This window comes from Vibrio sp. VGrn 2 (assembly GCF_009361695.1).
GTDB classification, from domain to species: Bacteria; Pseudomonadota; Gammaproteobacteria; order Enterobacterales; family Vibrionaceae; genus Vibrio; species Vibrio diabolicus.
On the sequence record NZ_RBWD01000022.1, the window covers coordinates 36,964 to 52,463 of the forward strand.

At 44.5% G+C, this 15,500-nt stretch carries 15 protein-coding genes and 1 rRNA gene; 12 read left to right on the forward strand and 4 right to left on the reverse strand.

The features are described from left to right. Window positions 1–14: 14 nt before the first annotated feature. A complete protein-coding gene (rplI, locus tag D8S93_RS22585; RefSeq protein ID WP_005381278.1) occupies window positions 15–467 on the forward strand; it encodes a 50S ribosomal protein L9 in 453 nt (150 codons plus the stop codon). 79 nt (window positions 468–546) lie between these two features. Here rplI and D8S93_RS22590 read toward each other — a convergent pair whose 3' ends face one another. Next, a complete protein-coding gene (locus D8S93_RS22590; RefSeq protein ID WP_006743223.1) occupies window positions 547–1,311 on the reverse strand; it encodes a DUF481 domain-containing protein in 765 nt (254 codons plus the stop codon). A 221-nt stretch (window positions 1,312–1,532) separates the two neighbouring features. On the opposite strand from D8S93_RS22590, the gene D8S93_RS22595 reads away from it, so the two are divergent. Then, window positions 1,533–2,933: a replicative DNA helicase gene (locus D8S93_RS22595; protein WP_005395704.1), complete on the forward strand. Its 1,401-nt coding sequence runs from the start codon at window positions 1,533–1,535 to the stop codon at window positions 2,931–2,933. Window positions 2,934–2,946: 13 nt separating this feature from the next. Beyond that, on the forward strand, window positions 2,947–4,023 hold the full coding sequence (alr, locus tag D8S93_RS22600; protein WP_041853013.1) for an alanine racemase: 1,077 nt from the start codon (window positions 2,947–2,949) through the stop codon (window positions 4,021–4,023). Window positions 4,024–4,061: 38 nt separating this feature from the next. On the opposite strand, the gene D8S93_RS22605 is transcribed toward alr, so the two are convergent. Next, window positions 4,062–4,481 (reverse strand): secondary thiamine-phosphate synthase enzyme YjbQ, encoded by a 420-nt coding sequence (locus D8S93_RS22605; RefSeq protein WP_085344358.1) that lies wholly within the window; start codon window positions 4,479–4,481, stop codon window positions 4,062–4,064. A gap of 306 nt (window positions 4,482–4,787) precedes the next feature. Here D8S93_RS22605 and pgi point away from each other — a divergent pair, with 306 nt between their 5' ends. After that, window positions 4,788–6,440, forward strand: a complete 1,653-nt coding sequence (pgi, locus tag D8S93_RS22610; protein ID WP_152815652.1) for a glucose-6-phosphate isomerase — start codon at window positions 4,788–4,790, stop codon at window positions 6,438–6,440. A 100-nt stretch (window positions 6,441–6,540) separates the two neighbouring features. Here pgi and D8S93_RS22615 read toward each other — a convergent pair whose 3' ends face one another. Both D8S93_RS22615 and zur read right to left on the reverse strand, forming a co-directional pair. Next, a complete protein-coding gene (locus D8S93_RS22615) occupies window positions 6,541–7,002 on the reverse strand; it encodes a chemotaxis protein CheX (protein ID WP_152815655.1) in 462 nt (153 codons plus the stop codon). A gap of 9 nt (window positions 7,003–7,011) precedes the next feature. Further along, entirely contained in the window at window positions 7,012–7,476 is a 465-nt protein-coding gene (gene zur, locus D8S93_RS22620) for a zinc uptake transcriptional repressor Zur (protein ID WP_005381268.1), read from the reverse strand. A 321-nt stretch (window positions 7,477–7,797) separates the two neighbouring features. Between zur and dusA the strand changes: the two genes are divergently transcribed. The 8 genes from dusA to D8S93_RS22665 form a co-directional block, all read left to right on the forward strand. Then, window positions 7,798–8,778 carry a tRNA dihydrouridine(20/20a) synthase DusA gene (gene dusA, locus D8S93_RS22625; RefSeq protein WP_046874642.1) on the forward strand — a complete coding sequence of 327 codons (981 nt, stop codon included), beginning with the start codon at window positions 7,798–7,800 and terminating at the stop codon, window positions 8,776–8,778. Window positions 8,779–8,941: 163 nt separating this feature from the next. Then, complete coding sequence (gene pspG / locus D8S93_RS22630; protein WP_005398086.1) at window positions 8,942–9,157, forward strand: envelope stress response protein PspG; 216 nt, start codon at window positions 8,942–8,944, stop codon at window positions 9,155–9,157. 98 nt (window positions 9,158–9,255) lie between these two features. Further along, window positions 9,256–9,915, forward strand: a complete 660-nt coding sequence (locus tag D8S93_RS22635) for a TIGR04219 family outer membrane beta-barrel protein (RefSeq protein WP_152815658.1) — start codon at window positions 9,256–9,258, stop codon at window positions 9,913–9,915. A gap of 166 nt (window positions 9,916–10,081) precedes the next feature. Continuing rightward, window positions 10,082–10,312: a hypothetical protein gene (locus D8S93_RS22640; RefSeq protein ID WP_005455817.1), complete on the forward strand. Its 231-nt coding sequence runs from the start codon at window positions 10,082–10,084 to the stop codon at window positions 10,310–10,312. A 117-nt stretch (window positions 10,313–10,429) separates the two neighbouring features. Further along, window positions 10,430–12,301 (forward strand): assimilatory sulfite reductase (NADPH) flavoprotein subunit, encoded by a 1,872-nt coding sequence (locus D8S93_RS22645; RefSeq protein WP_152815661.1) that lies wholly within the window; start codon window positions 10,430–10,432, stop codon window positions 12,299–12,301. Beyond that, window positions 12,301–14,037, forward strand: a complete 1,737-nt coding sequence (gene cysI / locus D8S93_RS22650; protein ID WP_152815664.1) for an assimilatory sulfite reductase (NADPH) hemoprotein subunit — start codon at window positions 12,301–12,303, stop codon at window positions 14,035–14,037. Before D8S93_RS22645 ends, cysI begins: the two co-directional genes overlap by 1 nt. Continuing rightward, window positions 14,030–14,809 (forward strand): phosphoadenylyl-sulfate reductase, encoded by a 780-nt coding sequence (locus D8S93_RS22655; RefSeq protein ID WP_006743230.1) that lies wholly within the window; start codon window positions 14,030–14,032, stop codon window positions 14,807–14,809. The genes cysI and D8S93_RS22655 overlap by 8 nt, the downstream gene beginning before the upstream one ends. Window positions 14,810–15,437: 628 nt before the next feature. Next, window positions 15,438–15,500: ribosomal RNA gene (locus tag D8S93_RS22665) — 16S ribosomal RNA — on the forward strand; the annotation flags it as partial.

Sequence of the window (15,500 nt, forward strand, 5' to 3'; positions counted from 1 at the left end):
AAGAGGATTAAGCAATGCAAGTTATTCTACTTGATAAAATTGGTAACCTAGGTGGTCTTGGCGATACTGCAAACGTTAAATCTGGCTACGCTCGTAACTTCCTTATCCCACAAGGTAAAGCAGTTATGGCAACTAAAGCTAACGTTGAAATGTTTGAAGCTCGTCGTGCTGAACTAGAAGCTAAAGTTGCTGAGCAACTAGCTGCTGCAGAAGCTCGCGCAGAGAAAGTTAACGCTCTAGAAGCTGTAGTTATCGCTTCTAAAGCTGGTGACGAAGGCAAACTATTCGGTTCTATCGGTACTCGTGACATCGCTGACGCTATCACAGCTGCAGGCGTTGAAGTTGCTAAGAGCGAAGTTCGCCTTCCTGAAGGTGCTCTACGTACAACTGGTGAGTTCGAGATCAGCGTTCAACTTCACTCTGAAGTTTTCGCAACTGTGAACCTACAAGTTGTTGCTGCTGAGTAATTCAGTATCAAGACGAAATACTAAAAAGCACCTCTTCGGAGGTGCTTTTTTTATTTCTAAAACTGGGAGAAAAAACGGGTTAAAAAGCGAAGAGTAAATTAACGGAAAATACGCTATCCGCTTTGCTTAAGCCTTCAGGCACTTTATCGTGATACTGACGAGAGTGTGCCAGTTTCAGTGCAATATCTTCAGTAATATCATTGGTCACGCTGAGTTCACTATCGGCCCGAGTGTTACTTTTACCTGTTACCAACGTAATATCAGCCGCGAAACTCAAATTATCTAGTGCGTGCCAAGTCGTATTGATATTCCCTCGAAAAATGCCTTCTCGAACGATATCGGGAAAGACAATGTCGTCATCATCTATCTCATCTAAATTTGGTTCTTGATAACGAAAACCAGGACCGACTTCTACCTCTAAAATGAAGTTTTCAGTGTAGGAAAACTGGTAACCCAAACCACCTGATAAGGTGTAGTCTTTAAAATAGGCACTGTAACGAGAATCCACCCCTTTAAAGCTGCCATACAAATACGTTTTAGGACCTAACTTGTAGTCACTCTGTAGGGCGTAGGTGGATGAGCGTTTGTCTTCTTCACCGTCTTTGTACAAGTTGTAGTACTTCCATTCACCATTAGAACGGTGTCGACCTGACGTATATTCAGCACTCAAACGAGCATTCAGGGAACGAGAGTCCGTGTTACCTGTGTGAGCTTGATAGCCGAACTCCACCTCGGTTTTTAATGGGTCGGGCACATCAATATTTTGCTCTGGCTGTACTGATTCGTCAGCATACGATGCACTAGCGCATAGTAGGCTAAAGCTAAGTAACCAGTATCGGGACACATCAACCTCGAACGTAATTAAAAAGGAGGGGCATGATACTGATACAGATATTTTGTTGGGTCAATGGTAGGTTAATTTTTATTAGAGCTGGGCGGAAGAACCAGGCTATTACTTGTGCGGTTCGCATGTTGATTTCTTAACAAGTAATTGTCGCTTCGGGGAAGCATCTCAGTTAGGTTAAGGTTATAATCGTGGGTCAATAGTAGTTATCGAGCAAAGTCATGGCGGAAAACAGAAATCGCAAACCTTCAGACAGTCAGGTCGACGCAATCAAAGTGCCACCTCACTCACTAGAAGCCGAGCAATCAGTAATTGGTGGTCTCTTACTGGACAATGAACGTTGGGACACCGTTGCCGAACGTGTTGTAAGCAGTGATTTCTATAGTCGTCCGCATCGCCTAATTTTTGAAGGTGTAAAAACCATTCTTGAAGCGGGCAAGCCTCTCGATCTTATTACTTTATCGGAATACCTGGAGCGTCACGAGCAATTAGAAGATGTGGGCGGTTTTGCTTACCTTGCAGATTTGGCGAAAAACACGCCAAGTGCCGCTAACATTAACGCATACGCTGATATTGTTGCCGAACGTGCGATCGTCCGTGGTTTGATCGGTGTCGCGAATGAGATTGCGGATGCGGGTTACGATCCTCAAGGTCGAAGTTCGGAAGATCTGATTGATATGGCGGAGAGTAAAGTTTTCGCCATCGCTGAGTCACGAACCAGTGAAAACGAAGGGCCACAGAATGTCGATAACATCCTCGAAAAGACGTTAGAACGTATCGAGTTGTTATATAAAACGCCGCAAGATGGTGTAACGGGTGTCGACACAGGTTTCACTGACCTCAATAAGAAAACCGCAGGTTTGCAAGGTTCTGATTTGGTGATTGTCGCGGCGCGTCCATCGATGGGTAAAACGACCTTTGCGATGAACTTGTGTGAAAATGCGGCCATGCAACAAGAGAAGCCTGTGCTTATTTTCTCGCTAGAGATGCCAGCCGAGCAGTTGATGATGCGTATGTTAGCCTCTTTGTCTCGCGTTGACCAAACCAAGATCCGTACGGGTCAGTTGGATGACGAAGACTGGGCGCGTATTTCTTCTACTATGGGTATCTTGATGCAGAAGAAAAACATGTACATTGATGACAGCTCCGGTCTAACTCCGACCGAAGTGCGTTCACGCGCTCGCCGTATCGCACGTGAACATGGCGGTCTGTCGATGATCATGGTCGACTACCTTCAGCTTATGCGCGTGCCTGCACTCTCTGATAACCGTACGCTGGAAATCGCGGAGATTTCGCGCTCTCTGAAAGCGCTGGCAAAAGAGCTGAATGTGCCCGTCGTGGCGCTGTCTCAGCTTAACCGTTCCCTAGAGCAACGTTCAGATAAACGCCCAGTAAACTCGGACTTGCGTGAGTCGGGCTCTATCGAGCAGGATGCCGACTTGATCATGTTCATCTACCGTGACGAGGTATATCACCCAGATAGCCCATACAAAGGTACGGCAGAAATCATCATTGGTAAGCAACGTAACGGCCCTATCGGCTCTGTACGTCTCACCTTCCAAGGTCAACACTCGCGCTTTGACAACTACGCGGGTCCTGCATTCGATATTGATGATGAGTAACCCCATGAGCTATATGAAAGCGGCCAAGGCGTGCATTGATTTGTCTGCGTTGCAGCACAACTTACAGCGCGTGAAAGCGCAAGCGCCCCAAAGTAAAGTGATGGCTGTAGTGAAGGCCAATGGCTATGGTCACGGATTACGTCACGTTGCAAAACATGCCAACCATGCGGATGCCTTTGGTGTTGCGCGCATTGAAGAAGCGTTGCAACTGCGCGCTTGTGGCGTGGTAAAGCCGATTCTATTGCTAGAAGGTTTTTACTCTCCAGGTGACTTACCTGTTCTTGTGACGAACAACATTCAAACCGTGGTGCATTGTGAAGAGCAGCTTATCGCTTTGGAGCAAGCCGACCTTGAAACTCCGGTTGTCGTGTGGCTTAAGATTGACAGTGGGATGCACCGTCTTGGCGTTCGCCCTGAGCAATATGATGAGTTTGTCACGCGGTTGAAAGAGTGTCCAAACGTTGCCAAGCCGTTACGTTACATGAGTCACTTTGGCTGTGCAGATGAGCTGGATAGCCATATCACTCCCCAACAGATTGAGCTGTTTAAGTCGTTGACCTCTGGTTGTCAGGGGGAGCGTTCACTTGCGGCATCTGCGGGGTTGTTGGCATGGCCTCAAAGCCATTTGGATTGGGTTCGTCCGGGCATCATCATGTATGGTGTATCGCCATTTGATGACAAGACCGCACAAGATCTGGGGTATCAACCCGTGATGACACTTAAATCCCATCTTATTGCGGTACGTGAAGTTAAGAAGGGCGAAAGTGTTGGCTACGGCGGTATGTGGACCAGTAAGCGAGATACAAAAGTCGGTGTCATCGCAGTAGGGTATGGCGACGGTTACCCAAGAAGTGCCCCGAACGGCACTCCGGTTTGGGTAAATGGTCGTAAAGTACCTATCGCAGGTCGAGTTTCTATGGATATGCTGACGGTCGATTTGGGACCAGATGCAACGGATAAAGTCAGCGACGAAGCGATTCTTTGGGGGAAAGAGCTCCCAGTAGAAGAAGTGGCGGGTCACATTGGTACCATTGCGTATGAACTCGTGACTAAGCTAACGCCTCGCGTCGAGATGGAGTACTCAAAATAAACAGCGAAAGGCTAACCTAAGGTTAGCCTTTGTTTTATCTACTCACCGTTAATCGTAGCAATAACGCGGCGGCCGCCACCATAGTCTCGGTGCTCACCCAAGTAAATGCCCTGCCATGTTCCTAAAGCTAATCGACCATTTTGGATTGGTATCGTCACACTACTGCCAAGTAGGGATGCTTTAATGTGTGCTGGCATGTCGTCATCACCTTCATAGGTGTGCTGATAATAAGGAGCACGCTCTGGCACAAACTTATTGAAGTGCGCTTCCATATCCATACGCACGGTTGGATCAGCATTCTCATTTAAGGTCAAACTGGCGGAGGTATGTTGAATAAATAGGTGTAATAAACCTACTGAAAGCTCGTTTATTTGTGGTAATTGTTGTTCAATTTCATCAGTTATTAGGTGAAAACCGCGGCTTCTCGCTTTTAATTGCAGTGTTTTTTGTGCCCACATACGTGTTCCTTTGGAAATTTATAAATTGGCGTCTATCCTATTCCAATTAGAGCCTGTCATTAGTAAGTGATATGATTCTTGTCATCGTAAATGAATTGTTCATTTTCAGGGCAGGGAACGTGACCTAACTCAATGTGAGTGTAAAATCTCTCAGTCATAATTGGCACCTGAAAAAAAATTACAAAGACTTGTTTTGTGGCAATTCGCCCAAACATCTAATTAATATTCTATTTGCTAAATCGGGGATTCCACAGTTTTCGCTAGACTGTAAGGAATGGAACCTACTGTAACATCGGGATAAAGACCATGTTGAAAAATATCAATCCAACGCAAACACAAGCTTGGAAAGCGCTAACTGCGTATTTCGAATCTGCACAAGATATGGATCTTAAAGAGTTATTTGCTCAAGACGCAGCGCGTTTCGACAAATACTCTGCACGTTTCGGCTCAGACATCCTAGTCGATTACTCAAAGAACCTCATCAATGAGGAAACTCTGAAGCACCTGTTCGCTCTTGCGAACGAGACTGAGCTGAAATCTGCAATTGAAGCGATGTTCAGTGGCGAAGCGATCAACCAAACAGAAGGTCGCGCTGTTCTTCACACTGCACTACGTAACCGCGCTAATACACCAGTAATGGTAGACGGCGAAGACGTAATGCCAGCAGTGAACGCGGTTCTAGAAAAAATGAAATCATTCACTGAACGCGTTATCGGCGGTGAGTGGAAAGGTTACACAGGTAAAGCAATTACAGATATCGTGAACATCGGTATCGGTGGTTCTGACCTTGGTCCTTACATGGTGACGGAAGCTCTAGCACCATACAAAAATCATCTAAACCTTCACTTCGTATCTAACGTTGATGGTACTCACATCGTTGAAACGTTGAAGAAAGTTAACCCAGAAACGACGTTATTCTTGATCGCGTCTAAGACGTTCACAACGCAAGAAACCATGACTAACGCGCACACAGCACGTGATTGGTTCCTAGAGTCTGCGGGTGATCAAGCTCACGTGGCTAAGCATTTTGCTGCGCTTTCAACGAACGCGATAGCCGTGTCTGAGTTCGGTATCGATACCGCGAACATGTTCGAATTCTGGGACTGGGTTGGTGGCCGTTACTCACTATGGTCTGCAATCGGTCTATCAATCGCATTAGCGGTAGGTTACGACAACTTCGTTGAGCTGCTTGAAGGTGCTCACGAGATGGACAAACATTTCGTATCAACGGACCTAGAAAGCAACATCCCTGTGATCCTTGCGCTTATCGGTATTTGGTACAACAACTTCCACGGTGCGGAATCAGAAGCTATCTTACCTTACGATCAGTACATGCACCGTTTCGCGGCGTACTTCCAACAAGGTAACATGGAATCAAACGGTAAATACGTTGACCGTGAAGGCAATGCCGTGACTTACCAAACGGGCCCTATTATTTGGGGGGAACCAGGTACCAACGGTCAGCACGCGTTCTACCAGCTAATTCACCAAGGCACTAAGCTGATCCCATGTGACTTCATTGCACCTGCAATCAGCCACAACCCAGCTAGCGATCATCACCAAAAACTGATGTCCAACTTCTTTGCGCAAACTGAAGCACTAGCGTTTGGTAAGAGTGAAGAAACCGTGAAAGAAGAGTTGGTGAAAGCAGGTAAGAACGCTGAAGAAGTGGCAGCGATTGCGCCATTCAAAGTGTTTGAAGGTAACCGTCCAACAAACTCTATCCTAGTGAAGCAAATCACGCCTCGTACGCTAGGTAACTTGATCGCAATGTACGAACACAAAATTTTCGTACAAGGTGTTATCTGGAACATCTTCAGCTTTGACCAATGGGGCGTGGAGCTAGGTAAACAACTGGCTAACCAAATTCTACCTGAGCTTGCAGACGAGTCTCAAATCAGCTCGCATGACAGCTCAACAAACGGTCTAATCAACGCATTTAAAGCGTTCAAAGCTTAATGTTTGAATAGATAAAGAAAAGGTCAGCAAATGCTGACCTTTTTTATTGCCTGAGGCAAAAACAAAATAGGTTGGCCAGTGCCAACCTATTTTTTCTCTTTTATTCGAAGCAAATTTCGATAAAGGCATTTCCCCATTGGGAGGAGAAAGGCATGATGATGATTGAGCCCTCACACTTGTGGCGAATCGTATGGCCTCGGCCAGAAACCACTACCGGTGTTGCCATATCAAAATCAAAACCACTTTCCGCCAGAATGCGTTTCGCACCACCAGTAACCATGTTGGTGATCTCACCCACCATATCGGTGACCTCTTCATTGAGTCCATTTGGACGATCACCAAGCATGTTCTGCATGATTTCTAGAGCTAGCGCTTCATCAAAGGTAATCGACATTGAACCACGAGTTTGTGGACCTACCATGCCAATCAGACCAGAAACGTCACCTCGTGCGATCTCATCTTTTTTGATTCGCGGTTTTTGTGGCTTCAGCTCAAGAGAAGCCATGGTTTTTAGCACGTTCATTAAAGAAGCTAAAAACGGGTTTACAAATTCAGCGCGCATAACGTTCTTCTATACTTTTTCTTTCGTCTCGGAGGAACAGGCCTGGCATTCACCATGAGTTTCAATAACTTGGTTGGTCAGTTTGAATCCATGCTTCTCGGCGTTTTCGGCTAACAAGGATATCAGCGTCTCATCTTCGAGTTCAACGACATCACCACATTTATCGCAAATTAGTAATTGGAAAAAGTGCTGCTGAGTATTGAAAGAACAACAAGTAATAAAGCTATTTGTCGATTCCACTCGGTGGATGAAGCCTTGCTCTAGGAGAAAATCTAATGCTCGATAAACAGTGGGAGGCTTAGCCTGAGGCTCACTCTCTTTTAGTTGCTCCAATAGCTCATACGCACTTGAGGCGCGGCGGTTAGAACAAATGAGTTCAAATACGCGTCGGCGTTGCGGAGTCAATCGTACTCCACGCTCTGCGCAGATACTTTCAATTTGTTCAATGATTGTTGGGTTCAAACCTTTCACCATAACTATCGGACGTGCTCTATGATAAATCATTTCTATACGAAGTTCGTTTAGAAATGCTTCATTTTACCCACTATCAGAACGAAAATCATGAATTAAAGCAAGTCGGTGGTGGTGTGAAGTCGGAATAGTCATCACAGAATGAATCAACGAGTGACGAATTCGTATTACTGCTGCGTATTCCTAAGCATTTGTCTAGCCAGCCAACCAAATCATTCTCGCTGAAACTAGCACCTAGAGGTGCTTGGGTATACAATACCCGACTTATTTTTTGAGCGTACTGCTGCGCTCGACCTTGGCAACATAAAAACGGGTGTTTATATCATGACTCATTCTTGCAGGCTCTCCGTAGCACCAATGCTCGACTGGACCGATCGTCATTGTCGCTACTTCCATCGCTTAATGACCAAAGAAACCCTGCTGTACACTGAAATGGTGACGACAGGTGCGATCATTCATGGAAAAGGAGATTTCCTGGCTTACAACGAAGAAGAGCATCCGTTGGCCCTTCAGTTGGGTGGTTCAAACCCAGAAGACTTGGCAAAGTGTGCCAAACTGGCTCAAGAGCGTGGCTACGATGAGGTTAACCTCAATGTGGGTTGCCCGTCTGATCGTGTACAAAACGGTCGCTTTGGTGCTTGCCTAATGGCGGAACCACAGTTGGTTGCGGATTGTGTCGCTGCAATGAAGGATGTGGTTGATATTCCTGTGACAGTCAAGACTCGTATTGGTATTGATGATCAAGATTCTTACGAGTTCCTAACGGATTTTGTTTCTATTGTCTCAGAAAAGGGGGGCTGTGAGCAGTTCACTATCCACGCGCGTAAAGCTTGGTTAAGTGGTCTTAGTCCGAAAGAAAACCGTGAGATCCCACCATTGGATTACCCACGAGCTTACCAATTGAAGCAAGATTTTTCTCACTTAACCATTGCTATTAACGGTGGTGTAAAGTCACTAGAAGAAGCCAAAGCACATCTTCAGCATCTTGATGGTGTGATGATTGGTCGTGAGGCTTACCAAAGCCCATATCTACTAGCATCGGTAGATCAAGAGTTATTTGGCTCTAATGCTCCAGTGAAGAAACGCAGCGAAATTGTTGAAGAAATGTACCCATACATTGAAGCGCAATTAGCGAAAGGTGCGTACCTTGGTCATATTACCCGTCATATGTTAGGTTTATTCCAAAGCATGCCAGGTGCTCGTCAATGGCGTCGTCATATCAGTGAAAATGCGCACAAGCCGGGTTCTGGTTTAGAAGTGCTGCAAGACGCGTTAGCGAAGATTCCAAAAGAATTGAATGTGTAAAATTCACCAGTGGTTGGCTAAAATTACCAACTAAAGAATAAGTAAGCCAGAGTGCAGAAATGCCTCTGGCTTTATTTTTGAATAAAAATCATTGTGTTATCGTCATCTTGGTAAGTTGGTATGGAAACTGCTCTGTTTATTAAAAACAAATGGAGAAGTGATTATGTTGGAGCTAATCTTTATTTTAGTCTTTGCGGCGACCCTATTGGTTACCGGTATCACAATGATGACCGTATTCGCAGCAACCGGTATCGCGTTAGTTGTGATGTTTTTACTAGGAATGGTCGGAGCGGTACTCAAACTATTGCCATGGTTAATCGTGATTGCATTGGGTGTTTGGTTCTTCAAGAATTACGTTGCCCAGCCCCGCTATAAATAACGAGTGACATGATTTAGTTGATAGAGAGACGTGAGAGTATGGTATATTTCCTCTCACGTCTTCAACGTGAATATCAGCTATCTCGGAGTACACACTACATGACAAATAAAGCGACCATCGCTTTAACAGCATTATCGTTGGCAGTATCTTTTCCTGTTTTTGCAGAATATTCTGTATCGACGAAAGTCGGCGCAGAGATCTGGGCTGCTGACACTAAAGTAAATGAAGTAAGACGAGATAGCAGCACAACAGGCGCATTTTACGCGGCGATTGAACATGATGTTAAATACGTTCCTAATGCGCGCCTTCGTTACTCAAGTGTTGATGCGGATTACATGGGGTTCGATAAGCTCGATTTCACCATGTACTACCAAGTTCTGGAGCATGATTTATTGCATTTTGATGCGGGTGTTACATTCAGTAATTTAAGTGACACTAAATACATTGATGCTGGCTCAAAAAAGCGTATAGAAGAGTTTGATGAGCTGATTTGGGCTTGGTACGGTTACGCAGAGATTCAAGTTCCGGACACAAATTTTGATGTGATTGGTGAGATAAACTTTGGTGACAACAAAGGTATCAAAAGTACCGATTTCATGGCCGGTGTTCAATACCATGTACCGCTCGAAAAAGCTCAACTGGCTTTTCGTGGTGGTTACCGCGTGATTGATTTGGAGTCCGAGAAATTCATGTCGGATCTAGGGAAAGAGTTTATTTTTGCTAACGGCTTTTTTGTGAGTGCAGAATACGCATTCTAAATGCAGCCAGATTAGATACTCGATTTTTTTAAAACGTCGCTTTATAAGCGGCATAAGCGGCGTTTTTTTATATCACTTCATTATATCCAATCGAATTTTCTGCCTATTTTGCTGACTTAGACCATGCTTACCTAGGAGCAATGTGAAAGTTAAAGCAGGGATAGCGATGACAATAAACGAACTAAGACATCTATTCCGTGAAAACCAGCTTGTCGAAGCGATTATTGAACCTGCAATCCAAGAGGGTGGCTGGGTTGTGGAGTTCAGACATGCGCGCGGTGGTTTTGTTTTTCTGACGGACAGTCATGGTGAAGAATGTCTTTATGAAGATTTGGATGCAGCGTCAAAATCGGCAATGGCAGTAGGCTTTCAACAAGTCCGCATTGAAGATCGATGAGCAAAAAGTAAGCCGTTCTTACTTCCAAAAAGTTATAAAACATTCACTTCTATTCTTTCTTGTTATTAAGGAGAGTGGGTACTCTATCGTCACGCAATGAATAGGGATGTCGTGATAATGTCTTTTCAAAAGAATGAGTATTCTCACAAGAATGTGTCTGAAGATAATAATGGGCAAGGAGGAACTCCTCCAATCGCAAGCCCTCTGAATGACCAACAAATTAGCTCACTCCAACAAACTGTCTCTGAGTTGTCTTCACAGCAACTTGCTTGGGTCAGTGGGTATTTTTGGGGATTAGCTCAAAATCAACCAAATACAGCGGTAACGCCAATTGTACAAGCGACGGCAGCCGTATCAGCGAAGCCAGCAGGTAAGTTGAGTATTATTTTTGCTTCCCAAACTGGCAACGCTAAAGGCGTTGCTGAAGCTCTAGAACAGGAAGCAAAAGCAGAAGGAATTGCTGTCGAACTTTTTGATGCAAGTGATTACAAAGGTAAAAACTTAGCCAAAGAAACACATGTCATTATTGTGGCATCGACGAACGGCGAAGGCGAAGCACCAGATAACGCTATAGAGCTACACGAGTTTTTGCAATCTAAGAAAGCTCCTAAGCTGTCAAACCTTCAATATGGCGTTATTGCTCTGGGTGACTCGAGCTACGAATTCTTCTGCCAAACCGGTAAAGACTTCGACGCTTACCTATCAAAGTTAGGCGCGACCCCATTTATCGATCGTCTTGATTGCGATGTGGATTATGAAGCACCAGCAGCTGAATGGCGTAAGAATGCGTTAGGTAAGGTAAAAGATACGCTTTCTTCTGGCACTGAAGCGGATGTGGTTCAACTTCCTGTGGGTCAGGCGGCGACTGCGCACTCTCCTTACAATAAACAAAACCCATACACAGCGACGTTACTGACCAGTCAAAAAATCACGGGTCGTGATTCTGGAAAGGATGTTCGTCATATAGAAATTGACTTGGAAGGTTCGGGGTTAACGTATCAGCCTGGTGATGCGCTAGGTGTGTGGTTTGAAAATAGTTCAGAACTTGCTAATGCCATTCTTGGTAAGGTCGGTTTGTCTGGGGTTGAAACCGTTGATGTTGATGGCGAAAGCTTGTCAATCCATAGTGCTCTCGTGAGTAAATATGAAATCACAACATCTAACCCTCAGCTCATTACAAAGTTTGCCGAGTTATCCGGTAGCAAGAAGCTACAAAAGCTGGTTGACGATAAAGATAAACTTCGCGAGTACTCTGCAAATACTCAAATTGTTGATGTATTGGCAGAGAAGAAAACCAAGTTAACCGCAGATGAGTTGATTAGTTTGCTTCGTCGTCTTACTCCTCGCCTTTACTCTATTGCATCAAGCCAAGAAGAGGTCGATGAAGAAGTACACCTAACGGTTGCTTTGGTTGAGTACGAACAAAACGACGAAAAACGATATGGTGGTGCGTCGAGCTTCTTAGCACAGCGTCTCGAAGAGGGAGATGAAGTTAAAGTATTTGTTGAGCATAACAACAACTTTAAACTGCCGGAAGATGATAGCACTCCAATTATCATGGTTGGTCCAGGCACAGGGATCGCACCATTCCGTAGCTTTATTCAGGAACGTGAAAACCGCGATGCTGAAGGCAAAAACTGGTTGTTCTTTGGTGATCGTACTTTCACTCAAGACTTCTTATACCAAGTTGAATGGCAAAAGTACCTCAAGTCAGGAGTACTAAGCCGATTGGATGTTGCTTTTAGTCGTGACCAAGTAGAAAAAGTTTACGTACAACATCGCATCTTAGAAAACGCAGCTCAAGTGTGGCAGTGGATCCAAGAAGGCGCTTATATCTATGTCTGCGGTGATGCCACTCGTATGGCAAAAGATGTGCACGACGCACTGGTTATCGTTGCTGAACAAGAAGGCAAGATGCCGCGTGACGATGCGGAACAATTTATTAATGACCTACGTAAAGCGAAACGTTATCAGAGGGATGTGTACTAATGACTTTTTCTACGGACAATAATAAGCAGGTTGTATTAGGTGAAGAGTTAGGGCCGCTATCTGATAACGAGCGCCTGAAGCGAGAAAGTAACTTATTACGTGGCACCATTGAGCAAGATTTACAGGACCGTATTACTGGTGGCTTTACTGCCGACAACTTCCAGTTAATTCGTTTCCACGGTATGTATCAACAAGACGATCGTGATATCCGTAATGAACGCACAAAGCAAAAACTGGAACCATTACATAATGTGATGCTTCGTGCTCGTATGCCTGGAGGCATCATCACGCCAACGCAATGGTTAGCGATCGACAAGTTCGCAATGGAGCACTCTTTATATGGAAGTATTCGTCTGACGACTCGCCAAACGTTCCAGTTTCATGGGGTATTAAAACCGAATATTAAGTTGATGCATCAAACGCTCAACAGTATTGGCATTGATTCGATTGCAACCGCGGGTGATGTAAACCGTAACGTGTTGTGTACCACTAACCCGGTCGAATCAGAACTTCATCAAGAAGCTTATGAATGGGCGAAGAAGATCAGTGAACACCTGCTTCCAAAAACACGTGCTTACGCTGAGATTTGGCTGGACGGTGAGAAAGTAGAGAGCGCTGAAGAAGATGAGCCTATTCTGGGTAAAAACTATTTACCGCGTAAGTTTAAAACGACGGTGGTGATCCCACCGCAAAATGACGTAGACGTTCATGCCAATGATCTTAACTTCGTAGCAATTGCGGATAACGGCAAGTTGGTAGGCTTTAACGTTTTAGTTGGCGGCGGCCTAGCGATGACACATGGTGATACGTCAACTTATCCGCGCCGCGCTGACGACTTAGGTTTCATCCCATTAGAGAAAACGCTTGATGTTGCAGCGGCGGTGGTTACCACTCAGCGTGATTGGGGTAATCGCTCAAACCGTAAGAATGCCAAAACCAAATACACACTTGACCGTGTAGGTACTGATGTCTTTAAAGCCGAAGTCGAAAAGCGAGCAGGCATTCAGTTTGAAGCAAGCCGCCCGTACGAGTTTACTGAGCGTGGTGACCGTATTGGTTGGGTAGAAGGAATTGATGGTAAATATCATTTAGCGCTTTTCATCGAAAACGGTCGCTTATTAGACTTTCCAGGTAAACCACTTAAGACGGGTGTTGCTGAAATTGCCAAAATCCATAAAGGCGATTTCCGTATGACTGCCAACCAGAACTTAATTGTTGCGGGGGTACCTAAAAGCGAAAAAGCGAAGATCGAAAAGATCGCTCGTGAACATGGCTTGATGGATGACAATATCAGTGAGCAGCGCAAAAATTCAATGGCGTGTGTTGCCTTTCCAACGTGTCCGTTAGCAATGGCAGAGGCAGAGCGTTTTCTTCCTCAGTTTGTTACTGATGTGGAGGGGATTTTGGAAAAGCACAACCTACCAGAAAATGACAACATCATTTTGCGTGTAACTGGATGTCCAAACGGTTGTGGTCGCGCCATGTTGGCTGAAATTGGTTTAGTTGGTAAAGCGCCAGGTCGTTACAACCTACATTTAGGTGGTAACCGTGCTGGTACTCGAGTACCAAAAATGTATAAAGAGAACATCACGGATAAGCAAATCTTAGAAGAGATTGATCTGCTGGTGGCTCGATGGTCGAAAGAGCGTGAAGAAGGCGAAGCCTTCGGCGATTTCACAATTCGTGCTGGTATTATCCAAGAAGTGCTCGTATCAAAGAGGGACTTTCATGCTTGATTCTGTAGCATCCAGGCTTGAGCTTACAGAGTTATTGACATTAACAAAGACGGAGCAAATCCTCCGTCTTGCTCAAATTAATGTCGAGCTCGAAAAGCTTTCGGCACAAGATAGAGTAAAGTGGGCTTTAGAAAATCTAGAGGGCGAGTTTGCGGTTTCTTCTAGTTTTGGTATTCAAGCCGCGGTTATGCTTCATTTAGTGACTCAAGTCAAAGCGGATATCCCCGTCATTCTAACCGATACAGGATACCTGTTTGCTGAAACCTATCAATTCATTGATGAGCTGACAGATGCTCTCAACCTAAACTTAAAAGTTTATCGAGCGAAAGAAAGTGCGAATTGGCAAGAGGCTCGATATGGAAAGTTATGGGAGCAGGGTGTAGAGGGAATTGAAAAATACAACAAGCTCAATAAAGTGGAGCCAATGCGTCGAGCGCTAAAAGAGCTTAATGTTGGAACGTGGTTCTCTGGACTGCGTCGAGAGCAAAGTAAATCTCGTGCAGGTTTACCGATTCTATCAATTCAGAACGGTGTGTTTAAATTTCTACCAGTAATTGATTGGACTAATAAAGACGTTCATTACTACTTAGAACAACACGGCCTTAAATACCACCCATTGTGGGATGAAGGTTACCTTTCAGTTGGTGATACACATACCACTCGTAAATGGGAGCCGGGAATGTCAGAGGAAGAAACTCGATTCTTTGGCTTAAAGCGAGAATGTGGCCTACACGAAGATGATGGTTCTGAACAAGATGGGTCTGGCATATAGCCATAATGCTCTTTAAATAGAGTTTAGGTTAAGTTTAATAAAGATAGCTGCAATAAAGCAGCTTTCTTTATTTATGGTACTTGAAAAACACGTCTCAAAGAACAACTCTGTGGATAAGTTGTGTGAGAGTTTGGGGTAAAGTTGAATAAATAAAGGTTTGATCGAAAACTCATCGTTTAACCATTATTTTTGCAATTTTTGAAAAATAACACTTGCCAATGTGAGCGCGATCTCTATAATGCCTCCTCGTCGACAGGGCAAGGCCTCACAAGGGTTTAAGCGAAGTTGATAAGGCTGAAAAGAAAAACGAAATAATTTGAAGAAAGTGTTTGACACAATAAATTATCTCGCTAGAATGGCCGCCTCTTCCGAAGTGATGTCAATCACAAAGAAGAGTTGCTCTTTAACAATATAGACCTATCAATCTGTGTGGGCACTCGTTGATGATAATCCAATTCGATACTTCGGTATCAAATTAGGTTTCAATGAAACGAAGTGGCCATTCGAATTGGGAAGCAGCCTTGAGCTGTTTTGTTTTACTTTTCTAAAGTGAAAACCAATAAGAGCACAGTCAATTCAAACATTACTTTATGTAATGTTCAGTATTCATTGAGCCGAACAAAATCTTAAATTGAAGAGTTTGATCATGGCTCAGATTGAACGCTGGCGGCAGGCCTAACACATGCAAGTC